This window comes from Agrobacterium sp. 5Ca50 (genome assembly GCF_055381905.1).
Genome location: NZ_AP026439.1, coordinates 873,354 through 898,940 on the forward strand (window position 1 = coordinate 873,354; position 25,587 = coordinate 898,940).

General features: G+C 53.4%; 26 protein-coding genes and 1 pseudogene. 6 read left to right on the forward strand and 21 right to left on the reverse strand.

Going from position 1 to position 25,587, the window contains the following annotated elements; translation table 11 throughout:
- Positions 1 to 31 precede the first annotated feature (31 nt).
- The 5 genes from ACZ5FM_RS21495 to ACZ5FM_RS21515 all read right to left on the reverse strand — a co-directional run bounded on the left by ACZ5FM_RS21495 (position 32) and on the right by ACZ5FM_RS21515 (position 2,361).
- Positions 32 to 433 (reverse strand): response regulator, encoded by a 402-nt coding sequence (locus tag ACZ5FM_RS21495; protein WP_259147037.1) that lies wholly within the window; start codon positions 431 to 433, stop codon positions 32 to 34.
- A gap of 269 nt (positions 434 to 702) precedes the next feature.
- A complete protein-coding gene (locus ACZ5FM_RS21500) occupies positions 703 to 1,059 on the reverse strand; it encodes a hypothetical protein (protein ID WP_464040710.1) in 357 nt (118 codons plus the stop codon).
- 189 nt (positions 1,060 to 1,248) lie between these two features.
- Positions 1,249 to 1,482: a hypothetical protein gene (locus tag ACZ5FM_RS21505; protein ID WP_464040711.1), complete on the reverse strand. Its 234-nt coding sequence runs from the start codon at positions 1,480 to 1,482 to the stop codon at positions 1,249 to 1,251.
- A gap of 208 nt (positions 1,483 to 1,690) precedes the next feature.
- Entirely contained in the window at positions 1,691 to 1,912 is a 222-nt protein-coding gene (locus ACZ5FM_RS21510) for a hypothetical protein (RefSeq protein WP_250984899.1), read from the reverse strand.
- Between the two features lie 197 nt (positions 1,913 to 2,109).
- Entirely contained in the window at positions 2,110 to 2,361 is a 252-nt protein-coding gene (locus ACZ5FM_RS21515; protein WP_192489141.1) for a glycine zipper domain-containing protein, read from the reverse strand.
- A gap of 447 nt (positions 2,362 to 2,808) precedes the next feature.
- Between ACZ5FM_RS21515 and ACZ5FM_RS21520 the strand changes: the two genes are divergently transcribed.
- Positions 2,809 to 4,224, forward strand: a complete 1,416-nt coding sequence (locus ACZ5FM_RS21520) for a phospholipase D-like domain-containing protein (protein WP_259147046.1) — start codon at positions 2,809 to 2,811, stop codon at positions 4,222 to 4,224.
- A gap of 162 nt (positions 4,225 to 4,386) precedes the next feature.
- Here the strand turns inward: ACZ5FM_RS21520 and ACZ5FM_RS21525 are convergent, their stop codons facing one another.
- From ACZ5FM_RS21525 to ACZ5FM_RS21555, 7 genes and pseudogenes are all read right to left on the reverse strand, one after another.
- The gene (locus ACZ5FM_RS21525) at positions 4,387 to 4,782 is read right to left on the reverse strand and encodes a c-type cytochrome (RefSeq protein WP_259147049.1); all 396 of its coding nucleotides are present in this window, start codon (positions 4,780 to 4,782) and stop codon (positions 4,387 to 4,389) included.
- Between the two features lie 68 nt (positions 4,783 to 4,850).
- On the reverse strand, positions 4,851 to 5,408 hold the full coding sequence (locus ACZ5FM_RS21530; RefSeq protein ID WP_464040712.1) for a gluconate 2-dehydrogenase subunit 3 family protein: 558 nt from the start codon (positions 5,406 to 5,408) through the stop codon (positions 4,851 to 4,853).
- Positions 5,408 to 7,093 (reverse strand): GMC oxidoreductase, encoded by a 1,686-nt coding sequence (locus ACZ5FM_RS21535; protein WP_464040713.1) that lies wholly within the window; start codon positions 7,091 to 7,093, stop codon positions 5,408 to 5,410. Before ACZ5FM_RS21535 ends, ACZ5FM_RS21530 begins: the two co-directional genes overlap by 1 nt.
- Before the next feature lie 132 nt (positions 7,094 to 7,225).
- A complete protein-coding gene (locus ACZ5FM_RS21540) occupies positions 7,226 to 8,080 on the reverse strand; it encodes a sugar phosphate isomerase/epimerase family protein (protein WP_464040714.1) in 855 nt (284 codons plus the stop codon).
- Positions 8,081 to 8,816: 736 nt separating this feature from the next.
- A pseudogene (locus ACZ5FM_RS21545) lies at positions 8,817 to 8,948 on the reverse strand (phosphonate ABC transporter, permease protein PhnE); the annotation flags it as partial.
- Between the two features lie 29 nt (positions 8,949 to 8,977).
- Positions 8,978 to 10,159, reverse strand: a complete 1,182-nt coding sequence (locus ACZ5FM_RS21550) for a YeeE/YedE family protein (protein WP_464040715.1) — start codon at positions 10,157 to 10,159, stop codon at positions 8,978 to 8,980.
- A 151-nt stretch (positions 10,160 to 10,310) separates the two neighbouring features.
- Positions 10,311 to 11,240 carry a sulfurtransferase gene (locus ACZ5FM_RS21555; RefSeq protein ID WP_464040716.1) on the reverse strand — a complete coding sequence of 310 codons (930 nt, stop codon included), beginning with the start codon at positions 11,238 to 11,240 and terminating at the stop codon, positions 10,311 to 10,313.
- Between the two features lie 405 nt (positions 11,241 to 11,645).
- On the opposite strand from ACZ5FM_RS21555, the gene zigA reads away from it, so the two are divergent.
- Positions 11,646 to 12,875 carry a zinc metallochaperone GTPase ZigA gene (zigA, locus tag ACZ5FM_RS21560; RefSeq protein WP_464040717.1) on the forward strand — a complete coding sequence of 410 codons (1,230 nt, stop codon included), beginning with the start codon at positions 11,646 to 11,648 and terminating at the stop codon, positions 12,873 to 12,875.
- Positions 12,876 to 12,902: 27 nt separating this feature from the next.
- On the opposite strand, the gene ACZ5FM_RS21565 is transcribed toward zigA, so the two are convergent.
- The 5 genes from ACZ5FM_RS21565 to ACZ5FM_RS21585 all read right to left on the reverse strand — a co-directional run bounded on the left by ACZ5FM_RS21565 (position 12,903) and on the right by ACZ5FM_RS21585 (position 18,305).
- Positions 12,903 to 13,817 (reverse strand): SMP-30/gluconolactonase/LRE family protein, encoded by a 915-nt coding sequence (locus ACZ5FM_RS21565; RefSeq protein WP_250984908.1) that lies wholly within the window; start codon positions 13,815 to 13,817, stop codon positions 12,903 to 12,905.
- A gap of 48 nt (positions 13,818 to 13,865) precedes the next feature.
- Entirely contained in the window at positions 13,866 to 14,813 is a 948-nt protein-coding gene (locus ACZ5FM_RS21570) for an ABC transporter permease (RefSeq protein ID WP_250984909.1), read from the reverse strand.
- Positions 14,810 to 15,751, reverse strand: a complete 942-nt coding sequence (locus tag ACZ5FM_RS21575) for an ABC transporter permease (protein WP_250984910.1) — start codon at positions 15,749 to 15,751, stop codon at positions 14,810 to 14,812. Before ACZ5FM_RS21575 ends, ACZ5FM_RS21570 begins: the two co-directional genes overlap by 4 nt.
- On the reverse strand, positions 15,751 to 17,211 hold the full coding sequence (locus tag ACZ5FM_RS21580) for an ATP-binding cassette domain-containing protein (protein ID WP_464040718.1): 1,461 nt from the start codon (positions 17,209 to 17,211) through the stop codon (positions 15,751 to 15,753). Before ACZ5FM_RS21580 ends, ACZ5FM_RS21575 begins: the two co-directional genes overlap by 1 nt.
- A gap of 83 nt (positions 17,212 to 17,294) precedes the next feature.
- The gene (locus tag ACZ5FM_RS21585; protein ID WP_192489130.1) at positions 17,295 to 18,305 is read right to left on the reverse strand and encodes an ABC transporter substrate-binding protein; all 1,011 of its coding nucleotides are present in this window, start codon (positions 18,303 to 18,305) and stop codon (positions 17,295 to 17,297) included.
- 298 nt (positions 18,306 to 18,603) lie between these two features.
- On the opposite strand from ACZ5FM_RS21585, the gene ACZ5FM_RS21590 reads away from it, so the two are divergent.
- Positions 18,604 to 19,842, forward strand: a complete 1,239-nt coding sequence (locus ACZ5FM_RS21590; RefSeq protein ID WP_464040719.1) for a sensor histidine kinase — start codon at positions 18,604 to 18,606, stop codon at positions 19,840 to 19,842.
- The gene (locus ACZ5FM_RS21595) at positions 19,843 to 20,565 is read left to right on the forward strand and encodes a response regulator transcription factor (RefSeq protein ID WP_250984914.1); all 723 of its coding nucleotides are present in this window, start codon (positions 19,843 to 19,845) and stop codon (positions 20,563 to 20,565) included.
- A 183-nt stretch (positions 20,566 to 20,748) separates the two neighbouring features.
- Here ACZ5FM_RS21595 and kduD read toward each other — a convergent pair whose 3' ends face one another.
- The 4 genes from kduD to ACZ5FM_RS21615 form a co-directional block, all read right to left on the reverse strand.
- The gene (kduD, locus tag ACZ5FM_RS21600; protein WP_250984915.1) at positions 20,749 to 21,504 is read right to left on the reverse strand and encodes a 2-dehydro-3-deoxy-D-gluconate 5-dehydrogenase KduD; all 756 of its coding nucleotides are present in this window, start codon (positions 21,502 to 21,504) and stop codon (positions 20,749 to 20,751) included.
- Positions 21,505 to 21,514: 10 nt separating this feature from the next.
- Positions 21,515 to 22,363, reverse strand: a complete 849-nt coding sequence (gene kduI / locus ACZ5FM_RS21605; protein ID WP_464040720.1) for a 5-dehydro-4-deoxy-D-glucuronate isomerase — start codon at positions 22,361 to 22,363, stop codon at positions 21,515 to 21,517.
- A gap of 21 nt (positions 22,364 to 22,384) precedes the next feature.
- Positions 22,385 to 23,056, reverse strand: coding sequence for a GntR family transcriptional regulator (locus ACZ5FM_RS21610; protein WP_312948597.1), 672 nt, complete (start codon positions 23,054 to 23,056; stop codon positions 22,385 to 22,387).
- 148 nt (positions 23,057 to 23,204) lie between these two features.
- Complete coding sequence (locus ACZ5FM_RS21615) at positions 23,205 to 24,167, reverse strand: helix-turn-helix domain-containing protein (protein WP_464040721.1); 963 nt, start codon at positions 24,165 to 24,167, stop codon at positions 23,205 to 23,207.
- A gap of 165 nt (positions 24,168 to 24,332) precedes the next feature.
- Here ACZ5FM_RS21615 and ACZ5FM_RS21620 point away from each other — a divergent pair, with 165 nt between their 5' ends.
- Together ACZ5FM_RS21620 and ACZ5FM_RS21625 are read left to right on the forward strand one after the other, a co-directional pair.
- Positions 24,333 to 24,704: a family 4 glycosyl hydrolase gene (locus ACZ5FM_RS21620; protein WP_464040722.1), complete on the forward strand. Its 372-nt coding sequence runs from the start codon at positions 24,333 to 24,335 to the stop codon at positions 24,702 to 24,704.
- Positions 24,701 to 25,585, forward strand: a complete 885-nt coding sequence (locus ACZ5FM_RS21625; protein ID WP_192489122.1) for a carbohydrate ABC transporter permease — start codon at positions 24,701 to 24,703, stop codon at positions 25,583 to 25,585. The genes ACZ5FM_RS21620 and ACZ5FM_RS21625 overlap by 4 nt, the downstream gene beginning before the upstream one ends.
- Positions 25,586 to 25,587: the final 2 nt, after the last annotated feature.

A 25,587-nucleotide genomic window follows, 5' to 3' on the forward strand; every position in this document is an offset into this window, starting at 1 on the left:
GCCAGGATACTGCTGTAGAAGGTGGCGAACCTCAGGCTCCTCGACCGACTACGCGTGATGGTTGATTTTCACCCCAGTGGGAAAGCAGCTCACTCAGCGTGTTGATAAGAAAACCTACGTCGTAAGGTTTTGGAATAAATTTCACACCGTTTGGCAGCTCGTCAGCGCCGATAGATCGGCCACCCGAAGTCACGATAACGGATATGCTGGCTTTGGTGGACCTTATGTGTCGGGCGAGATCGACGCCATTGATGCCGCAGGGCATTTCTACATCAGTAATAACAGCATCGACTTGGCGCGCTTCAAGGGCGACGATCGCTTCAAGAGCGTTTTTGGCTTGGATTACTTGGTAGCCCTCGTCTTCGAGGACTTCAGTGAGCATTATTCTAATCAGAGGCTCGTCATCGACGATAAGCACGGTACGCAGAAACATGGGTCGGCTCCATTGTGATCACGCATACAACGTGCGTGTTCAGATTAAGATCGCCCCCATGAGGTAGTCTTTGGGAACAAACTTAATAAAATACGAACAATCTCATCGTTTGTCCGTTATCCACAGCCGGCACCCTATTATTGCTTTCAAATATTTTGGTGGATTGACCCCTGCTCCACATTTCTCACGGATTATTGGCCAAGAACGTTATAACCAGACGAGATCAGCTGAGGATACGTTCGATCTGTGGCTCACCCATCAGCCCGAACTCAAGCCTGAAATTCTTCGTCGGCACGGCCCTCGCCCGAGATGTAATAATATCTGGTGCTTTGGATCATGATAGCTGGTCCATCAAGGCGGTGAAGCTCGCCATTCAAGTACCATTGTTGATCACCGTTAGGCCACTCTATTGCAGGCCCGTCCTTGCGATGGCGTTTTCCATCAAGCCACCATTCACAATAGCCATTTGGAGAAGATAGGGCTGGACCATCAACACGGTGATGTCGGCCGTTTACCAGCCATTCCTGTTTGCCATTATTGTAACTGATGGCAGGCCCATTCTCGTTATGGATCTGGCCATCTGCATTATACCATTCCGTTCGGTTCTGAAAAATCTTTCTGTTCAACCTGTTTCCTCTCCACGGATCCGCTTTACCGCGGTGTTTTAGAGATGAGTATGAATGGCCCGGAAACATTTGCAAGGCACGGATCATCTCAATCGGTCTCGGTACGTCAAAGGACAATCGACTGGCAGTATGCCAAGAATTGAGGGGAATGCCGCAATCGCGGCAATTGGCTGCGATCATCCTTATGCTTTACGCCGGGCGCTCGTAACGTGGCCTCCACCCGCGAACCATTCCATGGCTCATGACCTTAGAGGCTCGATATAATTGATCGCGCAAGAAGTCGGCATCTGCCATAAGGTTTCTGATTGCAGACAGCGCATCGCCGTCATGAGCCGCCAGCACGGCTGCAGCTAGATCGACTTCGCCGGAGACGGGCCCGATGATGTCATCAGGATAGATATTAAAAGCGAGTTGTTGAGACATGGTGAACTCCCGAGAATAACTTCCGCGAATGTTCTCATTTTGTTCTATTTTCACGCAAAGTCAAGCCGGAGCAACTGGACGCCGATGAAGGGCAGGCAGCCGAAGCGGTCACCATGGACCTCGAATGTCACAAAAGTCGTACCCCGGGTCGCTGTATTGACATTCGGCAAGCCAAACCTGTCAATGCTAGGCCTGTTAATTCTACAAATTATGGAAGTGCCTTGAGTACCGACAGCCTGTTACCCGGTAAAAAGGCAAGGACTTTATCTTGTTCGAGCGCATTCAGGACAGCCGTAATTTCGTCGTCGGTGAACCCATCGGCCTTTAATGGCTCAGCAATATCAGGTCGATTGAGCGTTTTGTCAGGCTTTGCCTTCAGTGCTTTGAGTCGCTGGGAAATGGCGATCTCAGTATCTTCAAACCGGCTCATGAGTGGCTGTTGCCTTGTAGATTGTCCTGTTGTCGAGACAAGCTGATAATCTCGTTGTTGATATTGGATTCAAGGGATGCACTGTCGCTTTGATCTCTCATTGCACACAATAGTGCAATACACGCCGATGTAGATATAGCCACCCGCACAAGCTTATCTGCGGGTGGCTATACCATTGTGGCGGTGTTGAAAGTTGATCAGCAACGATCGATGTAACGATTTCCGTTGCGGTCGCGGTAGTAGCACTGGCCTGGCTGGTCCGCGACGCTACCGATCAATGCGCCCGAAACACCGCCGACTGCCGCACCGACAGCCGCACCGCGCAGATTGCCGGTTGCTGCGCCACCTATAATGGCTCCGCCTGCTGCGCCGACGGTTGCACCGCGCTCAGTTGAGGAACATGCTGCCAGCGACAAAGCAACAAGAACTGGAATAATGATTTTTTGCATTGTGGTCTCCTTCTCTCAAAAACCAAACCATGCCAGAGGCGTTTTGTTCCGATTATTTTAGGTTTGGACTCGAAAGCAGCAGCCGATCATTTTCAAAAAAATTTCAAAAACAAGGAAGTAGCGATATTTAAGACGTCTGGAAGTTTTCTCAACTTTGCCAGTTATAACCTGCTTGGAAGCAGCCATTCTCTCCTTTGTCGCAAGGCATGCAAATGGTTGTCCTGTAATATTGATATTTGCATGTGATCACTGATCGGAAGAGGGAACGATTTTGCTGTTCTCCCGTTCACATCGCGGTCGTACGCGCGTGGGGTATTCACGCACCGAAGGTCCCTAATCGAGATTGAAGTCGAAGTGTCATTCCGGTCGTGACGAGCAGTTTATGTGTTAGCATTTTAAAAAGGTGGCAAAGTGTCGATTTTGGTGGCTGGCGAAACATGTTGGCGCTTGGATAAGGCAGATCGCGCTTCGGTGATCGTCGATGCGGACAAATTCTTCAGGCATGCACGCAATGCGATGCTGAAAGCCAAACGCAACATCATGTTGATCGGTTGGGATTTCGATACCCGGATCGAGCTTGCACATGACGGCAAGGATGATGAAGCGCCTGTGAAAGTAGGGCCGTTGCTGGATTGGCTGGCGGCGCGCAATTCCGATCTCGAAATACGGATTCTGAAGTGGGACCTCGGCGTGATCAATTCGCTGGCCCGAGGAGAGACGCCCTTCTACGTTTTGAAATGGATGTTTTCCAATCAGATCCACCTGAAGCTCGACGGTGCGCATCCCGCAATGTCGGCTCATCACATGAAACTTCTTGTCATTGACGATGAGCTCGCATTTTGTGGCGGGATCGACATGACTGTTGGGCGTTGGGACACAACTGACCACCGCGATAATGAACCTCGACGTCGATCACCCATGGGCTTCGCGCAAGGTCCTTGGCATGACGCCACGACGTGCGTGTCAGGCCCGGCGGCGGCAGCGCTGGGTGAATTGGCTCGAACTCGTTGGTATTATGCGACAGGTGAAAAGCTTTCGAAAAGCGAAGGTGCAGATCAAATCTGGCCGGATGGTCTCGATGTTGACTTGCGTGGTGTCGAGATCGCCATTTCCAGAACCGCGCCGCAGTACGAAAGCAGACCGCAGATCAGCGAAGTTGAGACAGTCAAACTTGCAATGATCGCGTCGGCGAGAAAATCTCTGTACATCGAAAGCCAGTATTTTGCATCGAGGCGCATAGCAGAGGCGATTGCTGCGCGTCTGGGAGAGCAAGACGGCCCGGAGGTACTGGTCATCAATCCTGAAGGCGCAGGAGGTTGGCTCGAGGCAAAAACGATGGATTCTGCTCGCGTTCGGTTGATGAAGCTTGTTACGGATGCCGATATTTTCGACCGCTTCCGGGTGTTGTACCCGGTGAATGAAAATCGCTCGCCGATCTACGTCCATGCAAAGATCATGATTGCCGATGAGAATATTCTGAAACTTGGTTCAGCCAATCTCAACAATCGTTCAATGGGTTTTGATACGGAATGTGACATCGCGATTGAAGCAAATGATCTCGCAACGCGTGCAACAATCTCCAGAATAAGAGACACGCTTATTGCCGAACACCTCGGATGCGCGGTTGAAAGGGTGTCTGAGGAGATCAAAGCCTCAGGCTCATTGATCAAGGCTGTCGAGACCCTCAATCAGCCTGCAGGCCGCGGCCTGATCCCTGTGCCTATCCGAGAACTCACCGCTGCCGATGAGGTGTTTGCTGAATCAGAATTTGCGGATCCGGAAAGACCTGCGGGAGTGCGGTACAAGACGGCAAGTTTTCTGCAACAACGTTTCCGTCGTCCTACACCGCTGTCGCTCAGTTAAGGTCGAGCGCAAAAAAAAGAGGCACGTCCTGTTGAAAGACGTGCCGAGGTCGCATCGAGAGCCACACCCCGGGGGGAAGACGAGGTTTGGCTGTGTCCAAACTTTCGTTTCGACATTTTGTTCCATGCGTCCCCAGGCGGTTTTTATCAAATCCTGGCGTGATTAGTCTGCGGACGACTTCGATGCGCTTTCAATGTAAGCGATGAGATTGTCGAGGTCTGCCGGTTTGCTCACCCCGGCTGAAGACATTTTGTTGCCAGGTATTTTCTTTTTGGGAGCGCTCAAAAACGCCTTCAATTCTTCCGAGGTCCAGATCTGGCCTTCTTCACCCGCCTTTTTCATAGCGTTGGAATAATTGTAGTCCGGCAAGCTGCCAGCAGTACGGCCAATGACAGCATTGAGTTGGGGCCCAACTTTGTTTTTGGCGCCCTCCCCGATGGCATGACAGGCGGAACAGCGTTTGAATACTGTTTCACCCTTGGCAACATCGCCCTCGGATCGCGCCGGCATAGCGCTCGCAGCCATCAACACCGCTGCCAACAATATTGAAATACGCATTCTTTCATCCTTGTCTTGCAAATAAAAAGTCCCGTACGCGGGGGCGCACGGGACGAACGGACATAAACTCAGGCTGTGCCCCAAGCGGGCGTACCCTTTTTGTAAGGGACACAGGTTTCGTATTCTCCCGGGATTTCGTCATAGACAAGAACTTCGGTTGCACCGATTTTCGATGTGAAAAAGCCGAACAATGTCAGCTGCTTGACGAGGGTGAATGCCTGTGTATTGGTTGGGGTCTGTTCTGCCCTGGCCTTTTTGTCCAAAGCCAGAATGACATCCTCCCGCTCTTTAGCTGTTAGGCTGAGAAATGGCTTTTTATGTTTTTCCTGGCTGCTGCCTTCAATCTGGGAAATTGCAGAATGGAAGAGCTTCTTTTGGTCTTCCGTATAACAATCGGCAGCATAAACAGCCATGAAGGTGCCTACCTCGGCGTCTTTCGCGCCGGGGGTGGATGTCCGAGGAATGATGGTTTCAGCAACCTCATCCAGAAAACGGATGTCTTCCGGAGTAAAAAGTTGGTCGGGCTTTGCCGCAGCGGCTTTATCCAGACTGAAGGCAACATCAGCGCCGACCAGGGAGATGCCTGTCGCAACCGTGATAAGTCTTAGCAGTTCACGTCTGTTCATTACAGATTTCCCTTCTTGAGCTCTGACACCGCAAAATCGGCAGCACGTGCCGTCAGTGCCATGTAGGTGAGAGACGGATTTACACAGGCAGCAGACGTCATGCAGGCACCATCCGTCACGAACACGTTAGGGGCATCCCACACCTGGTTGTTGCCATTTAGAACCGAAGACTTTGGATCGCGGCCCATGCGCGCAGTTCCCATTTCGTGAATACCCATACCGGGTGCGTAGCTGCCTCGGGTCGGTTTGACGTTCTTGATGCCGACGGCCTCAAACATTTCGACAGCGTCATTCACCATGTCTTCACGCATATCGAGTTCGTTTTGTTTCAACTCGACATTCATTGAAAGGACCGGCAACCCCCATTTATCCTTTTTGTTTTGGTCAAGCTTCACGCGATTTTCGTGGTAGGGCAGCATCTCGCCAAAGGCTGTCATGCCGATTGTCCAGCCGCCTGGTTCGGTCAATGCGTCTTTATAATCTGCTCCAATATTCATCTCGGCGATTTCGCGCTCCCAGCGGGAGCGGCTTGCCGAACCCTGATAACCAAAACCACGCAGATATTTACGCTTTTCATCGCCGATGTTGCGGAAGCGAGGAATGTAGAAACCTGCCGGGCGGCGTCCCTTGAAATAGAACTCGTCAAATCCTTCGACTTCACCCGTCGCACCCATGCGGAAATGATGGTCCATGACATTATGGCCGAGTTCGCCGGAACTGCTTCCCAATCCCCCTTCCCACACGTCGGTGGCTGAATTCATCAGCACCCAGGTCGAATTCAACGTTGAGGCATTCAGGAAGATAATGTCCGCAGTATATTCGTAGGTCATGTTGGTTTCGGCATCGATGATCTCGACGCCGCGGGCCTTCTTCTTGTCCTTGTCGTAAAGGATCTCCTTGACGATTGAGAACGGACGCAGGGTGAGATTGCCGGTCGCGACGGCCGCAGGCAGGGTTGATGATTGTGTGCTGAAATAACCGCCGAACGGACAGCCCAACCGACACTTGTTTCTGAACTGACAGCGTGTGCGATCCTGGTCAGGAAGTTCCTGTGTGATGTTGGCGCAGCGGGAATTGATCAGGTGACGCGTGCCCTTGAAGCTGTCCTTCAGACGACGCGCCACATCTTCTTCGACGCAGTTCAAAGGGATTGGTGGAAGGAATTCACCATCAGGAAGGATATCGAGCCCTTCTTTGCTGCCGGAAATGCCCGCAAACCGTTCAACGTAGTCGTACCATGGCGCAACATCCTGGTAACGAATAGGCCAATCAACAGCGATGCCTTCTTTTGCATTGGCCTCAAAATCGGTCTGTGACCAACGATAGGTTTGACGGCCCCAAAGGAGAGAACGACCACCCACGTGGTACCCACGGAACCAATCGAAACGTTTTTCTTCGACGTAAGGCGTTTCTTGTTCGTCAGCCCACATGCCGAGTGTGGCTTCTTCCAACAGATAATCGCGGCTTAGAACCGGATACTTTGCCTTCATTTCCTGCGTGGCACGATTGCGGTGAGGGTAGTCCCACGCTTCCTTGTCTGCATTCTGGTAATCGGTGATATGTTCGATGTTTCTGCCACGTTCAAGAAGAAGAACTTTTAGACCCTTTTGTGTGAGTTCTTTTGCGGCCCAGCCTCCGCTGATCCCCGAACCGACAACAATCGCGTCGTAATGATTGTTAGCCATGATAATCCCTCTAACTGTTGTTTGGAAAAAAGGCGCAACTCACCGGTCCGGCCGAGATATCGACGGGAAACATTTTGTTCAAAAGCGCCTGTTATTCCCCGGTAGTGTCACCACCGGGGAATGGTTGTTGCATTACTGAATTGTTGGCAGGTGTTCGTTGAGGAAGGCGTTGCCCTTGGTCAGGACGGCTTCGGCATCAAGCGGCATGTCGTGTTCAAGGATGAACCATTTCGCACCGGCCTTTTTGGCCGCTGGCAAGATTGTTTTCCAATCCAGGACGCCGGTGCCGAGGGTGGCAAAGCCACGCTCATTTTCCGCGGTCCCCGCAGGTGCATTATCCTTTGCGTGGATCGCAAATACACGGCCATTCAATGTGCCGAGAAACTCTGCCGGGTCTGTGCCGCTGCGTGCTACCCAGGCGACATCAAGCTCGCTCTGCAGCTTTGGACCGGCAGCATCGAGCAGAAGCTCAAGCGCTGTCTTGCCGTCAAACTTGACCATTTCAAAGTCATGATTGTGGTAGGACATGGCCAAACCGGCTGCAGCCAGCTTGTCTGCGTAACCACCAAGCTCCTTGCCAAAGGCCGTCCATGTAGCAGCATCCGCTGGGCGATCTTCCGGCTTGAGGAAAGGCACGGTCACAACAGGGTTGCCAACGGCCTTCTGCTCGGCAATGACGTCGTCCAGATTGCCGCGCAGCTTGTCGATCGGCACATGTGACGAGATCACCTTGATCTTGTGTTTCTCAAGCAGTGCAGACAGTTCTTCTGCGCTGACCTTCTGCATGTCGACGGTTTCCACCGCCGAGACGCCAGCGCGGTTGAGAATGGCAAACTGCTCTTCAAGCGTGCCTGCATCGCGCAATGTGTACATCTGCGCTGCGATTGGCAGGCTTTTGTTGTCGTCAGCCACAACCGGGTTTGCGATACCTGCCGCCATTGCTGCGACCAGTGCCATACCTGCGAATGTTGATTTCAAGGATTTCAAACGCGTAACTCCCTTTTCGTTTGAGCGATAAACGACACGCAAGCGCCACCCTCCCCGGCCCTGCAGCCGGAGGTGAAAAAGCAGCCTCCAATGTGTGGTGTCGTCTGTTTCAGATAGACTGCGGGTTAAATGTCGATCCCGACCCAAGACGTGGTCTGGCTGGACCGTACTGCCGCATCAATGAACAAACGTCTGCCCCAGCTGCCATTACGTCGAGGACGAAATGGAAGAAGTTGGGACAACAATGTCAAAAGCGGACGTTAGTCTGCGCAAACTTTTGTTGCAGCAAACCTCAAGTGAATAGACATGAAAATTTTGCTCCTCCAAGCAACGGATTTTCCAATGAAACCGTTTACATCGATAAATGTAACCGGTTTCATATATGTGTCAATCTACAAATTTTGGTTTATCAGTTCTTGGCTCATAGACCGGGAGCCGACGTTGTACAGAAATCGGTTCTACACACTGAGTTTCAAGGGATAATGATCAAGATGGCTTGAGCACATTTTTTTTGGTCGCTCGTTGCTCAACGTTGCATTCCAGTGGGCCACGGTTGCTCCCAATTTTCAATGCGCCGACCTATTTTGAGCTGTGCCAGATGATCACATAATTGCCTATGTCGCTAATGCGAATCTAAAGTTGTTAAAAGACCGCGCCAACGTCAGTTGTCACGGTCATCCTTCTGGCGCTGGGTGTTTGGGCTGTTATATTTTTTCGGGATTTGACGCCCGATGCATCAGGTGATTGCCTTTCTCACCCCGGCAGAAATCGATTCAGACACAACCACGGTGGCAAGAATGACGACAAAGATCGTTGTGACTTGTGGCCATGCCAGCATATTCAGTGATGACTGCAGCTTTAGACCGAGACATAGGTCTGAATGGCAACTTCTGGGGATCAAAGCCAACCGCGTCTGAGGGTGAATAGGCCAACAGCCGCGCCGAGCGAACAAAAGACAAGGAAAACCCAGCCAGAGACAGCGCCTGCCTGAATGCCGGAAAGCAGAACGCCGATTGTGCAACCCAGTCCGGTCATCGCCCCCCAACCCATCAGCACCCCACCAATGAGCCGACGCGCCAAGCCCTTTGCATCCGGCCAGGACGGTTGGAACTGTCTGGCATTTACTGCGCTTGCAAAAGCACCGATGACCAGACCGATGACAAACACGCCATTGGGAGACAGGAGTGTGCTTTTAACGGCCGAAACACAGCCTCGTAATGTATCGAGACCGCTGAGTGTTTCCGGCACGAAACCGGCAGGTGTTGCGGCTGTGCGGACCAGGCTGCCGAGTTCTGCGGTGACGCCGATAGGCGCAATTCTGAGATAGGCGAACGCGCCGATTGCGGCAACGAGGATGCCTGTCAGGACCGGCGGCCATCGGCGTGAGAAGACCGCCTGTCCTGCTAATGACAGGTAGTTTTTGTTGTCATCGGAAGGAGGCTCTGGTTGCCGTTTGCCAATCCACAAGGTGATGATGATGAGTGCAACCACGCCGATAAGTCCGGCGATGAGTGCGCCGCCATGCCCGAATATATGGGTTAGCCACAGAGGAGGATCATCATACACCGCCAATGTGAACAGACTGTTCCATGTCAGGAAGCCGATCAGAAAACCCAAGGCAGCGCCAAGGATGGCAATAATGGAGCCGAAAGCACCCTCGCCAATCCGGTAGAGATGTCCTGACAGGCAAGAGCCTGACAATCCTGCGCCGAAACCAAAGGCAGTAGACGCAAGTGCCATAACCCAGCCAACCGGACTGATGTGGGCGTTAGGAGGTAGACGATCTGGCTGAGGCACAGGCACCCAGGCCATGATGATCACAGTGTAAAAAACGATGCCAAAACCGAGGGCGATCAGAATGGATAGAACACCATCTATTTTACGGCGCTCGATAAAGTCTCTGAAATTGCAGAGAAAGCAGAAACGTCCGCGCTGAAGGACGATGCCAAAAAGCAAGCCAAGAATAAGAGACAGCGAGAGTATTCGGCCAGTGGCATCTGTTGCAAGAGAAATGGACCACCAACTGACCATAGCGATCAGCAACAGAGAAATGGCCGCCCGGCCGATTGATGGGCTCATAAACACTCTCATTGTGCTTTCAGAGCCACTTTACTGCATAAGGTCCGCGTAGACCGCTCTGATCAATCGAATTTACACATTGACGAGCGGCGCAGAGATCACTCCGCTCGTCGTATTGAAACGTCCGTAAAAAGCTCAGGCCGAAATGTGTTTATTTGCCAGTCCAGACGGTGCCGGATGGATTGCTGATGGGAACGCCAACGGCATTGCCATATTCCGTCCAGGAGCCGTCGTAGTTTTTGACGTCGTAACCGAGGATCTTTTTCAGCGCGAACCATGTGTGGCTGGAACGCTCACCAATGCGGCAATAGGTAATGATGGGCGCACTGCCATCAACACCTTTGTCTGCGTAAATCTTTTTGATTTCATCAATGCTTTTGAAGGTGCCGTCCTGATTGACGATGCTGCCCCAAGGCACGTTGACCGCGCCGGGAATATGACCGGCACGTACGGACAACTCTTTAACGCCTTCGGGGGCGAAAATCTTCCCGGAATACTCATCCGCCGAGCGGATATCGATGAGCTTGATGTCGTGCTTTCCTTCGGCCACGGCGACGACGTCTGTAAAGCGGGCACGAATTGCGGTGTCACGCTCCGGCAGTGCCAATGTCGTTGGTGTCTGTTCCGTCGCTGCAGTATCTAGAGGCAGGCCCTTGGCTTCCCAGAGTTTGCGACCACCATCGAGCAATTTTACCTGCTGACCAAGACCGTAGGTTTCGAATATCCATGCGCCCCAGGCTGCAAACCAATTGTTGTTGTCGCCGTAGAGGATGATCGTTGTATCCTTGTCGACACCAGATGCTTGCAGAAGCTTTTCAAAGTCCTCTTTCTTGGCGATGTCACGACGTTCCTTGTCGACCAAATCTGTATGCCAATTGATATTCAAAGCACCGGGGATGTGACCACGTTCATAAACGCCGGTATCAACACTTACTTCGAAGACACGCACCTTTGGATTGTCGAGGTTTTTCTGTAGCCAGTCGGCGTCAACCAGTGCGTCTGACGCGGAAGCCTGTCCAGCCAGCAAGAGCGCGGCAAGAGTTGTCGTTGCGATGATGCCCGGCTTCGTAATTGTTGTCATGGTGTCTCCTCAATGTGCGTGGTGTGATTGGTCAGTCCTCCAAAGCATCGATGAAACAAGGTGCAGGTTGAAGTTATAAAATTCTATAGTTTGTATCGATTTTGAACATTCATGATGCACAAGTGACGTTTTGCGGAAAAACACGCAATGATAGCAAAAGTGACAAAAAGTTTGATCGGTACGATATATTGCTTACGAATTGCAACCTATTGTGATTTCCTGATGGACTGTTAGCTGCACAGGGTGAGGCAAAGAACATACCTTGCCCGTTCTGGGCACCGTGACAAACTGCCCTCTTGTCTGGTCATCAAGGCCAATTTTCCAATCGATATACGTTTGCAACTTGACAGTTCGTCAGGTTCGAATAATTAAATGTAACGTTATAACATTTTAGAGAGATAGCCGATGCCCACAGCAAATATCATTGATCGCAGACTGCCGGTGACAGTGCTCTCCGGCTTTCTTGGTGCGGGAAAGACGACACTGCTTAATCACATTCTCAACAACCGTGAAGGAAAGCGCGTTGCGGTTATTGTGAATGATATGAGTGAGGTAAACATCGACGCTGAACTGGTTCGTGAAGGCGGTGGCAACCTGTCGCGTTCGGAAGAAAAGCTGGTCGAGATGACGAATGGCTGCATCTGTTGCACATTGCGTGACGATTTGCTTGTTGAAGTTCGTCGCTTGTCAGAGGAAAAACGTTTCGACTATCTTCTAATCGAAGGGACAGGGATTGCAGAGCCTTTGCCGGTTGCTGCAACCTTTTCATTCCGCGACGAAAATGACTCCAGCCTATCGGATATTGCGCGGCTGGACACCATGGTTACGGTTGTTGATGCGATCAACCTGCTGAAAGACTACGGATCGAATGATTTTCTGCGCGAACGCGGTGAATCCAACGGCGATGCTGATGAACGGACGATTGTGGATTTGCTGGTTGAGCAAATCGAATTTGCCGATGTTATCGTCCTCAACAAAGTTTCCGATATCAGCGAAGAGCAACGCGATGTCGTGCGCAAGATCATCATGGCCCTTAATGCTGATGCACGGATTATTGAAACCGACTTCAGCAAAGTCGCATTGAGCGACGTTCTCGACACCGGCTTGTTCAACGAGGAAAAGGCCGAGACACATCCTTTGTGGTTCAAGGAGCTGTATGGCTTTGCCGATCATGTGCCTGAGACTGAAGAATATGGCATTCAGAGTTTTGTCTATCGTGCACAACAGCCCTTTCACCCGGAGAAATTTCAAGAATTTGTCGACAAGACATGGCCCGGTTTGATCCGTGCCAAAGGACATTTCTGGCTGGCGACCCGCCCGGAATGGGCTGGCGACTTTTCGTTGGCCGGCGCCATTGCCCGCGTGTCGCCCATGGGGCGTTGGTGGGTGTCGGTGCCAAAAAACCGCTGGCCGGACCATCCCGATTTTCTCGATGCAATGGAGAAGCACTGGCATCCGGTTTGGGGTGATCGCCGACAGGAATTGGTATTTATTGGTTCGGGTATGGATGAACAGGCCATTCGTGCTGCGCTTGACGCCTGCCTTGTCGGAACGGATCTGCAGCATCTTGAAGCCGAGATGTATCGCGACCTGCCCGACCCGTTCCCGATCTGGGGGCGTCCGCAGGCTGCGTGAGCCTGCGGTTACCTGAAATTTCAGGCGTCAAACGGCTCCGGTCACCGCAACATAAACCGAATAAAGCGATTTGGTTGCGGTGATGAACAGGCGGTTCTTGCGGGGGCCGCCGAAAGTGACATTGGCAACCGTCTGCGGCACCAAAACCTTGCCGAGCAGTTTTCCTTCTGGCGAGAAGCAGTGCACGCCATCGGCAGCGCTCGTCCAGACATTGCCGAGCGTATCGAGGCGGAACCCGTCTGGCAGACCATTGTCCAGTGCGCAGAATTCCCGGCCATTCGCCAGGGTCTTGCCGTCAACAACGTCAAAGACGCGGATATGGCGCGGGCGAGTGATGTCGTGGCTGGATGATGAATCCGCGACATAAAGCTTTGTTTCATCTGGCGAGAAGGCCAGGCCGTTCGGCTGGCCAAAGTCATCCACCACGATGGTGATTTCACCGGACGCCGGGTCGAGGCGGTAGACATTACGTGTCTGCTGTTCGGGTTCTGCCTTGTAACCCTCGTAGTCGGAGAGGATGCCGTAGGTCGGATCGGTAAACCAGATCGTGTCATCTGAGCGGACGACGACGTCGTTGGGTGAGTTGAGCCGCTTGCCGTTATAGCTATCAGCCAGAACGGTAATCGATCCGTCTATTTCGGTGCGTGTGACACGTCGGCCGCCATGTTCGCAGGATACGAGCCTGCCCTGGCGATCACGGGTGTTGCCGTTGGTGAAATTGGACGGCTGGCGGAAAACCGAGACATGTCCATCTGGAACCCAACGCAGAATGCGCTGGTTGGGAATATCGCTCCACAACAGGCAATCCATGTCGGCAAACCAGACAGGGCCTTCTGCCCAGCGGCAGCCGGAGTAGAGTTCTTCCAGTCCGGCATTTCCAACAATGTACTGGCGGAAACGCTCGTCACGGATGTCATAGGGGAACGAAGGGTCGAATTGCATGGCTTTATCCATATTGTCTTTCGCAGTCAGTCGCGCAGGGTCGCCTGATCAGCGGTTAGGTTTGGGCCCGCCGGCCAGCAGGATGACGGAGATGATGATGAGACCTGTCAGAATGAGGCGTATGCCAGCCCCGAAACCATAGGTGTTGAGCATCGAGACCACGAGGAACATAAACAGCGAGGCTCCCCAGATGCCCGGCACGTTGGAATCTCCACCTGCCACGGCAGTGCCACCAATCACCACGACGGCAATCGACATCAGCAGATATTCCGAGCCCATATTGAGGGCCGCGCCACCGGAAAAGCTGGCAAGCAGGTAACCGGCGACAGCGGCCAGAACGGCGCAAAGCACATAGGTGACAAAACGTGCGCCATCGACGGGAATGCCGGTCATGCGCGCTGCAAAGGTGCTTTGACCAATGGCAGAAATCCAGCGGCCATAGAAGCTGCGATCTAGCAACAGCCACGCAATGATGGAAAGCAGAAGCGCAACAAGCGCGACATTCGGAATGGCAATCGTGCTTCCTGTTGCAAAGCTGGCAAGGCTTTCCGGCGGCTTGATGCGAAGGCCCCGGTTTGACCAGATGGCAATCGACTGCACGATAAAGCTCATGGACAGTGTCGCAATGATTGGCGGAATGCGCAGCGCCTTGATGAGCAGGTAGTTGCCAATGCCAACGCCGATGCCGATCAGCACGGCGATCAGCAGACCTGGGAGGATCAGACTGTCGGAAACATCCATGAATTTCAGGGCAAGCGTGCCTGACAGTGTCATAGTCGCGGGCACGCAGAGGTCGATATTGCCGGGACCGAGCGTGATAACAAACATCTGGCCAATACCGACAATCACCGAAAATGCAGCAAATGTCAGAGCCGCGTGCGACAGGCCGAATGAACTAGCACCGCCAGTGAACATGACCGTTGCCAGCCAAACCACGATTGTTGCCGCAAAAGACCAGATCCAGGGTTTGCGTGAGATGGTTTGAAAAGCACTCATTGATTTTTCTCCCGCTTTTCAAGCCGGTTGAGCAGAATACGCAGCGCCAGGACAACGATCAGGATGGCGCCCTGTGCACCGATCTGCCAGTCCGGCGAAATGCGCATGAAGGACAGGAAGGAGCCGGCAAGTGTCAGGGTCAGCGCGCCAATAACCGCACCAACCGGCGACACGCGGCCGCCCACAAATTCACCGCCTCCGAGGATCACACCGGCAATCGACAACAGCGTATAACGAAGTGCGATATTGGCATCGGCCGACGTCGTCAGACCGACAAGTGCGATACCGGCCAACACTGCGAAAAAACCGGCAAGCGCGAAGGTTGCAGCGCGAATACCAACCACGGACCAACCTGCCCGTTCCACCGAGCGGAAATTGCCGCCCACACCGCGCATCAGCACGCCGAAGGACGATCGGCTGACGATCAGATGGGCAATGATGGCGATCAGAATACTGGCAACCATCGCCACTGGAATGAGCGGTGGCTTTGACGTCATCAGCCAGCGGATCCAGCCCGGTGCCGTGCCGCCGGGAGACGGAAGGATAAGAACAGCAAGGCCACCCCAGACGAAACTCATACCGAGTGTCACCACGATGGATGGCAGCGAGCGTATGTGAATGATGGCGCCGATTGCCGCGTAAACCGCGATTGCGCCTGCGAAAATCAGAATGCCGACCACAGGTGATGTTTGCAAAAAGGTCGCGGTGACGCAGGCGCAGAAGCTGACAAATGTGCCCATCGACAAATCAAGGTCATTAACCGACATGATCAGCATCTGGGCGATGGTCGCCAGAATGATTGGAACGGCCAGATTGAACAGCAGGTTCAGGCCTGTGTAGCTCATGGCCCGCGGCTGCATGTAAAAGACTGCGGCCAGCAGCACGGCAAGGGATGCCGCCGGAATGACAAGACGCATGGTATTGGCAGAAATTTTCATCACTGGCCTTCCCCTGCAAAGGACGCTGCAAGCACGTTCTGTTCAGTGATGTCGTCACCGACGAGTTCCGCGTGGATGACGCCGTCGCGGAAGACGTAGACGCGATCACAAAGCCGGATTTCGTCCATCTCGGTCGAGTACCAGACGAAGGTACGGCCATGGCGCGCTTCGGTACGCAGGATTTCATAGACTTCCTGTTTGGTGCCGATATCGACACCACGCATCGGGTCATCCATCAAAACGGTTTCGGCTGTCGTGGCTAGCGCGCGGGCAAAGAGCACTTTCTGCTGGTTGCCGCCGGACAGCGACAGGATCTTGTTGCCCATGTTGGGCGTGCGAATTTCGATGCGCTTTTTCCAGTTGTCGCCAAGTTCGTCCTCACGCTTGTGGTTGACGAGACTGAGACTGGAGAGGTCGCGTAGCGATGCAATGCTAAGGTTTTTCAGAATGCTCCACAGCGGGAACGTGCCATTCAGGCTGCGATCGCCGGCAACAAAGGCAATGTCCTGCTGTCTGTTCGGAAACCAGTTGCTGTTGCGCGACAAATAAAGATCGAGCAGTGCTTCGGTCTGGCCGTGGCCGCCCAATCCTGCGAGACCAATGATTTCACCTCTATAGGCTTCGAACATATGCCCCTCTCCCTTGCGGGCAGGCATGGATAGAACAGGTTGTCCGGTTCTTTGAATTGTCGATCGCTCCCAGCCGCTTTCCTTCACCACGCTGCCCATGGTTTCGACAAGGCTGCGGGTGCTGAATTCTGGTGCTGGACGATCGGCAACGACCTTGCCGTCCTTCATCACAACGATGCGGGTGGCGGTTGAGAGGATTTCTCCAAGGATATGGGAGATCAGCAGAACAGAGCCGCCGGAGCGCACAAAACGACGGACATAATCCATAAGCTGTTCTGCAAGGCCGGCATCAAGTGACGAGGTCGGTTCATCGAGAATGACCAGCCTTGGCTTGTTTTCGACACCTGCGAAATTGATGGCGATTTCGACCATCTGCCGTTCGGCAATGGAAAGTTCGCTAATGGTTGCCGTGCAGTCAATGCCGCTGCCGGGGAAAATATCGTCGAGTTGCTGCTGAATGAGGCTGGTCGCGCGACCGCGCCATCTGCTGCCTTTCATATCGGCATGCATGATGCGGACATTCTCGCCAATCGTCAGATTGGGACAAAGAGACAATTCCTGAAACACGCAGCGTACGCCATTGGCTCGTGCCACGGCGATACCGTGTTCTCCCTGACCACCACGATAAGACAGGGTGCCTTCATGAGGCGTAAGATTGCCGTTGATGACGTTGACGATGGTGGACTTGCCGGCACCGTTGTGACCGACGAGACCAAGACATTCGCCAGAATGAATAACGAGGTCGGCACCATCCAGTGCCTTTACGGCACCAAAGGTCACCTTGACGCCACGTGCGGCGACAACCTCTTCTCTCGACAGGATTTCGTTCATCAGCACGACACAGATTTATTGGGATAGGCGGTACACGGCGCCTTCAAGCGGCGCCGTGCGGTGATATCGCGGTATCGAAAAAGTTATTGAGCGATAACTTTCTGGGCGTCTTCCTGCGAATATTCGATGTTGGAAACGCCGCCCTTTTCGGTCTTTGCCAGACCGTCTTCAAGGTTTGCCTGATCGATCCGCAGAACCGGAACAACCAGATCCTTCTTCACGTCCTTGCCGTCGAGGATTTGCTGTGCAACCCAGAAAGCAAGTGTGGAAACGCCCGGTGCGATCGAAACGGACATGGTTTCATAACCGCTGGCATCCTTCTGCTGTTTCCACCAGACCAGCTCGTCTTCACGGTTACCCATGACGATGGTTGGTGTCGGGCGTTTTGCTGCTGCAAATGCCTGTGCTGCACCGTAACCATCACCACCCTGTGTCACCACAGCGGTGATTTCCGGCAGGCTTGGCAGAATGCCAGCAACGGCACGCTGTGCAACGTCCTGCGCCCAGTCACCGTTTACAGAACCGGCAATTTTGAAGTTTGGATGCTTGGCAATGCCGGCCTGGATACCTGCGTGGATTTCATCGTCCACGAACACCCCGGCCAGACCGCGGATTTCGAGGAGGTTACCGCCATTAGGGTACTTTTTTGCCAGGAAGTCGACCTGGCTTTCGCCCATGGACTTGAAGTCAACGGCGATGCGCCATGCGCAAGGCTCGGTCACCACACCGTCAAAGGAAACGACGGTAATGCCGGCATCACAGGCTTCTTTTACGGCACCGTTGAGCGCAGTTGGCGAAGCCGCGTTGATGACGATTGCGTCATAGCCCTGAAGAATAAGGTTCTGAATTTGCGCGGCCTGTTCGGTCGCCTGGTTTTCAGCTGTTGTGAAAGCGTCTGCAGCAGCAACCGTTCCCTTGGATACAGCCTCTTTGGTGATCTTGTCCCAGCTGGTCAACATGGCCTGACGCCAGGAGTTGCCGGCGTAGTTGTTGGACAGTGCGATTTTCTTGGCGGATGTGTCCGCCTGTGCCACCATCGGCAAGGCAGCGCATGCAAGCGTGACTGAAGCCACAAGCATTTTTTTGATAGCCATTGATTTCCTCCCTGATGGCTCACAAAACTATAACCGGGGCATAGAGATCCCTCCGCAAAAGTCGCGGATTTTCAACGGATTTTTATGGCCCTGAGGCTCCTCCCCCAGTAAACGCCAGCATGACCAACAAAGGCGCAGTTGTATAGGCTGATCTTGGCAAACCATTTGCGGGAACCCGCACATAATGTGCGCAAAAATGCAGGACGAGGCTCGTTACAAGGCGCACAATGACGGATAGAAGCATGGTTCTTCGCATGTGTTGAAAACTGTGCCGCAGGTGCTTGGGAGGGCGCCGAGAATGCTTAATTCCCTACGTAGTTCGTTATTCGAGCATTATCTCGGTATTTCCCGTTTGCTGGCGGGGCAGTTGGAGTTCAACTCCATCATTCAGGCTGTTGCGACGGAAATATCCCATATCATTCCGCATGATCATCTCGACGTCTGTATCAAGCTGGTCGATGATAAATATCACATTGCCTATGAAAGCGGTCTGGAAAGCGACTGGAGCAAACATCCGCCCGCGCTGTTGACCGGGAGTCCAATCCGTTCGTTGCTGGCTGGCGAGGTAGAGTTTCTGCTGAGTGGCAATGCTTGTGTCGATCCGCGCTTTCATTTCGAAGGAGCGTTTTCCAGCCCGATCATTACGCTGTCGCTGCACAGCCGATTGCATGTTCCCTTGAAAGTGCATGGCGACATCATCGGTGCGTTGAGTTGTTCGTCTCACACGACAGACGCTTACACGATGGATGATGTGTTTAACGCCCGTGCGGTGGCAGACCTGTTGGCGCCCTATTTCTTTGCAATTCGCGCTGCCGAACAGGCAAAACGGTCTGCCATTGAAGAGGCAGAAGCGACCGCACGTGAAGAAGGACTGCGCTCCGGTGCCTTGAAACTTACCCAGGCATTGGAAGCGGAAAGGCAGCGCATCGGCATGGATTTGCATGACCAGACGCTGGCGGATTTGACACGGCTCACCCGGCGTGTCGAGCGCATGACCCATCTGCCTGAAGTAAGCGGTGAAATGCTGGAGCCGCTGGCGCGCAGTCTGCAATTTTGCATGCATGATCTGCGTCAGATCATCGAAGAGGCAAAACCTTCGATCCTGCAACTCTTTGGAATGGTGCAAGCGATTGAAACATATCTCGACCGATCGGTTCGCGATAGCGGCGCATCAATTGCTTGGGAAATTGCCGATGATAGCAAGGGCATGGTCGATGAGCTGGAGCAAGGTGTCGCGACTTCGTTGTTCCGGATCGTGCAGGAAGCAATCAATAATGCCATACGACATGGGCAGCCGGATCGTATTGTGGTGACGCTTCGCCGTCGCGAGGACTGGCTGACGGTTGAGATAAACGATGACGGAGCCGGTCTTGATGCATCTGGCAACTCAACTGGCCATGGCATTGGCAATATGAAAACCCGAGCGAGGCTGATATCGGCCCGTTTCGGGATTGGAAAAAATCGCAATGGCCCGGGGACTTGCGTCAGTGTCAGCGTAAAACCTGGTTTGGCGGGAAAAACGGCGGAGGAGAGTTAAATGGACGTGCTGATCGTTGAGGATGATGTTCTGCACCGTGCTTACTTGAATGAAGTCGTGCGCAATGCTCTGCCGGAATGCGCAAGGGTGCTAGAGGCGGAGAACGGTAAGGTGGGCGAAAAACTGGCGCGGGAAAACCGTACAGCCCATATTGTCATGGATTTGCAGATGAACGAACGCAACGGCATCGAGGCTGCCCGCACCATCTGGAAGGAACGCCCCGATACCCGCATCCTGTTCTGGTCGAACTATGCCGATGAGGCCTATGTTCGCGGCGTGTCCCGTATCGTTCCGGAAGGTGCGGCTTACGGATATGTTCTTAAATCCGCATCTGACGAACGTTTACGGTTGGCATTGCGCGGTATTTTCATCGAAGCACAATGTGTCATCGACCGTGAGGTGCGTGGTCTGCAGGAAAAGAGCCTTGGCAAGGTCAATGGCGTCAGCGATTCCGAATATGAAATTTTGATCGATATCGCGCTGGGTCTGACCGACAAGACGATAGCGCGGCGGCGTAATCTCTCGCTTCGCAGTGTGCAGAACCGTCTTCAGGCGCTGTATGAGAAGTTGAACGTCTATCAGGCAACCGGTGAGGATGAGCCCGACGGTCGCTATAATTTGCGCACACGTGCTGTCACCATCGCAATCCTGCGCAAGCTGTTGAATTACAACGCCTTGGAAAAAGCAGAAAAAGAACTGGCGGAATGGGTCAGCCATCACTGATGGCGTGAATATCCGCCATCTTCTATGAAATCATGATGATGAGAGGCATAAAGCCCCCACTCCAACTCCAGCCATATTGCCCAACATGGCTGGATATGCCCCTCATCACCTTCCCGCCCCCCTTAAGTGGCAGGAATTCCATACATACCTTCAATCACCGCGATTGAAAGTGTTTTTTACAACTTAACGTGCCATCCACCCGCCATCAACGGCAAGAATTTGGCCTGTGACGTAGCTGCTTGCTGGTGCAGCAAAGAACAACAGTGCAGTATCGAGATCAGAAGGGGTGCCCCAACGTGCGGCGGGGATACGCTCCATGATGCTGCGGTTTCTGTCAGGGTCGTTACGCAGTGCTTCCGTGTTGTCTGTTTCCATATAACCCGGTGCAATGGCGTTGACGGTGATGCCTTTGACAGCCAGTTCGTTGGCCATCAGGCGTGTAAGACCGGCAACCGCATGTTTGCTCGATGTGTAGGAGGCGACTCGAATGCCGCCCTGAAATGACAGCAGCGAAGCAATGTTGACGATACGGCCAGCAATTTTCTGATCCGTCATATGGCGCACGACCGCCTGCGAGAGCATGAAGATGCTTTTGAGATTGATGTTCATCACATCATCCCAATCCTGTTCGGAAAACTCCGTAAAGTCGGCGCGACGGATTTGGCCGGCATTGTTGACCAGGATGTCGATGTTGCGGCCGTCCGTGGTGAGAGATGTGACCACATCCGCCAGTCCCGACGGGTTGGTGAGGTCGTAAACGACCTCCTCAAACTTGCGTCCGAGCGCCTCAACTTTTTTACGGGTTTCAGGCATTTCCTGTGAGCCAAGCGCAATGATGTCAGCGCCAGCTGAAGCCAGGGCAAGAGCCAAGCCCTGGCCCAATCCCTTGCGCGCGCCCGTCACAAGCGCACGCTTTCCGGTGAAATCAAACAGGGTCATTCGACGCTCCTTACTTCAGGTCGCCCATGGGCACGAAGTCCATGTCCTTGAAGGACTGGTTGTCACCGGCCATGCTCCAGATGAAGGCGTAAGAGCCGGTGCCGGCGCCGCAATGGATGGACCAGGACGGAGAAACCACAGCCTGCTCACTGCGAACGATCAGGTGGTTGGTCGCCTGTGGGCGCCCCATCAGATGTACAACAAACGATTCTTTCGGAATTTCGAAATAGAGATAGGCTTCCATGCGGCGGTCGTGCAGGTGGGCTGGCATTGTGTTCCAGACGCTACCACCTTCAAGACGTGTCAGACCCATCAGCAATTGGCAGGTTGGGAGAACATCCGGGTGCAAGTACTGGTAAAGTTTGCGCTTATTGGATGTCGCGCTATCGCCGAGATTGTTTTCGATGGCTTCCGTTACGCTGACGGTCCGCGATGGATACGTTGCATGGGCTGGTGCGCTGTTGATGTAGAACTTTGCTGGTGCTGCTGCGTCAACGCTTTCGAAGCTGATTTCCTTGGTGCCCATGCCAAGATAAAGCGCGTCCTGGAAACCGATGTCGTAGGTCTTTCCGTCGGCAATCACGCGGCCTGCGCCACCGATGTTGATGAGGCCAAGCTCACGGCGTTCGAGCAGGAACGAGGTGCCAACCGTTTTGGCAATCTCTTCGCCAAAGCTCAAGGACGAGGCAAGCGGAATGACACCAGCCAACAGAAGGCGGTCGTAATGGGTGTAGACGGCATTGACTTCACCGGCGACAAACAGGCTATCCATCAGGAAGTTTTCGCGTAGTTCGCCGCTCGTCATGCGTTCCGACTGGGTGTAGTGAACGGCGTGAAGTGTTTCGATTTTCGTTGTCATGGGTTTTGAACCTCCCTTGGTTTACTCAAAAAGATCAGGATGTTTTGCTTCCAGCCTTGGCAGGTCACGAAGCAGTTCGGAAAGGTGGGCTGTCATCGCTTTTTCTGCAGCCATTTCGTCTCGAGCATCAATTGCGGTGAGAATGGCGCGATGTTCGCCGATGAGCCGCGTGAAGGAGGACGCATCGTGGATCGACAGGCTGCAGGCCCGGTCAATATGCGCCTTCAAATCCTCGACGACCGGCCAGGCCATTGGAATACCGGCCCCCTCGGCTAGAATTTTGTGAAACAGATCGTCGTATCGGCGAAATTCGACATGGTCGCCAATCTCGGCCGCCCTTTCTTGCTCCCGCAGACAGTCTTCCATTCGTGAACGGGCATGGAAGTGAAAGGTACGGCTGGCGGTCTTTGCGACGGCTGTCTCTATCGTTTCGCGAATGAAGGCGGCTTGCATCAGCTTGGCGACCGAGATTTTCGCGATAACAGCGCCACGCTGCGGCAAAACCTCGACCAAGCGGCTTTTGGTAAGTGCAATCAGCGCTTCGCGCCCCGGTTGGCGTGAGGAGCCGTACCGCTCGCCGATTTCCTGTTCGGAAATACGGGAGCCCGGCGGCAGGGCAAGCGAAAGAATATCGCCACGCAATTGCCGCTCCACCTTGTGAGCCATGCTTTCTGACGCTGTTTTTCCGCTCATGGCGTTCGCTTTCGATGAGGCCATCAATAATTGACGACACTTCCATACAATGAACGACAATACCATGCAACTGCGGTTAAACGCATTTTGCACGGCCCGCCGCTTTCGGCGTGCGTGTCCAGTCTCGAGCACCTTTGCCTTGGGGATTTCAATCGTGACTAAATTTATCGGCCATTCGCAAATCCTGCAGCGATGGCTGTGTTCGATTTATTTTGGGGTAATTGACCTGCCCATCTTCTTCGCCGCGCGGGAACTGTCCGTCCCTGTTGCGCCGTTCGGCGGCCTTGTAGCCGGCTGGACTGACACCGATATATTGGCGGAACATGCGTGAGAAATAATAGCTATCGCTATAGCCAACCAGTTCTGCGGTTTTTTTGACCGAACTGCCACCCGCCAGAAGCCCCATGGCACGTTCCATGCGCTTGAATTCCTGATATTTTGCTGGCGTTAGCCCTACTTGTTTCCTGAACATTCGGCGGAAATAGTCGGGATTGTATGGCGTTGCCGTCAGCGATTTTTCCACGATCTCATCGTCGAGTGGCTCAGCTGCGATCTGGCTGGCAGCCACCATGATCGCCAGTGACAATGCATCCGGATTGTCTACGGGAGCCTGTTTCTGCTGTCGCCAGCCGATAAATGCTGTTTCGAGAAAGTCGATCAGAAAAACCATGAATTGGTGATGCTGAACAAGTGTGGTCGATGACAGTGGCACGGTTTCGCGAAAGTGCCGTACCAGCGGTTCCAGCATGTGCCAGCGTGGCATCATCACCCAGCGGCGCTTTTCCATCTGTGAAATCAGGTCGATGCGGCCAAACACATCCAGCGTGAAATGTTGCGCGACGCCGGTGTATAACTCCCGAGACAAGGCTTGACCGACGAAACGGGTATTGGCCTCGATCAGCATGGCGCAGCCGGGCTCCATCACCACTCTTTCACCCTCGATTTCATACTCCGCACGACCGGTCAGACAGATGACAAGGTCATGAACACTATTGGTTTTATCGATTCGCCAGCTTGATGAGTGCTCCATCTTGATGGCGGAGCGCGTCAGGGAAAGGCTGAGCGCCTGAACAGGAATACTGCTGAGAATGCCTTGTTCGCTTTTGTCCATCTTTTTGTCCTGAAGAATCTATTCTTTTTCACAAAACATCGGCTGATATTACCCGCCAAGTGTCAGATTGACCAGATTGACGGCCTTTTCAATGGGAGGAGCGAGGCTGTTCTGGGAAATTACCCTGTGTGGGGTGATTCTCCTTGTTCAGCCATCGAAGTGAGGATGCACAATTCGGAATATACAAACCCTGTCCGTATCGTCTGTATAGGCGGCGGATCTCTCAACTGGGCGACGAAACTGATGGGCGACCTCGCCCATGACGGTACTATCCCGGCAACAATCAAACTCCATGACATCGATCATTCGGCTGTTGAGCGAAACGCGGCAATCGGCATGCGATATTCTGCGGCGTCGGACGGCGCGAAGGTCGAATATCACGCAGAGCGTGCCGAGGACATTCGTGCGGCAGATGCTCTTTCCGATCCGCTTGTCCAGCCTGTCGGGCTAGACAAGACCACTACAATGTTCCGGGAAAGGGTGACCGATACACGTCACTACCTGCCGGAAGAACTGACCTCCGGAGTTGCTGCATGAGTGGAGACAACCGTTTTCTCGGGCTATTCTATCTGACGCCCTACATCATCGGGTTGCTGGTCTTCACGACCCTGCCCTTTGTTGCATCGCTCTATTTGAGCTTTACGAACTACAACCTGCTGGACTCGCCGACGTTCACCGGACTTGCCAATTACATCAAGCTGTTCACCAGTGACCGTACGTTCCGCAAGTCGCTGTGGGTGACACTCATTTATGTGTTCACCACGGTGCCGCTGAAGCTGGCTTTTGCGCTCTTCATTGCGGTGATCCTGAACTACAAGCTGAAGTTCATCAACTTCTTCCGTACGGCCTATTATGTGCCGTCTATCCTCGGCGGCTCCATCGCGATCGCCGTTCTGTGGCGTTACATCTTTGCCGACACCGGTCTGGTTAATATGGGCCTTGCGGTATTTGGCATGGAGCCGATCAATTGGTTTGGAGACCCCACAAATGCGTTGTTCACCATCACCATGCTGCGCATCTGGCAGTTTGGTTCAGCCATGGTGATCTTCCTTGCTGCCCTTCAGAGCGTTGATAATTCGCTTTACGAGGCGGCATCGATTGATGGAGCGGGCAAGTGGAAAACCTTTGTCCACATTACCCTTCCGCTGATCACGCCGGTAATTTTCTTCAATCTAATCATGCAGATGGTTCAGGCATTCCAGGAATTTAACGGTCCCTACATCATCACACAGGGCGGCCCGTTGAAGTCGACTTATCTTCTGCCGCTGTACATCTATGACGAAGCCTTCAAGCGGTTCGATATGGGGTATGCCTCGGCAATCGCATGGGTGCTGTTCGTCATCATCATGGTTCTTACGGTTGTTGCCTTCTGGTCGTCGCGCCACTGGGTCTATTACGCTGGCGACAAGAGGAGCTGATT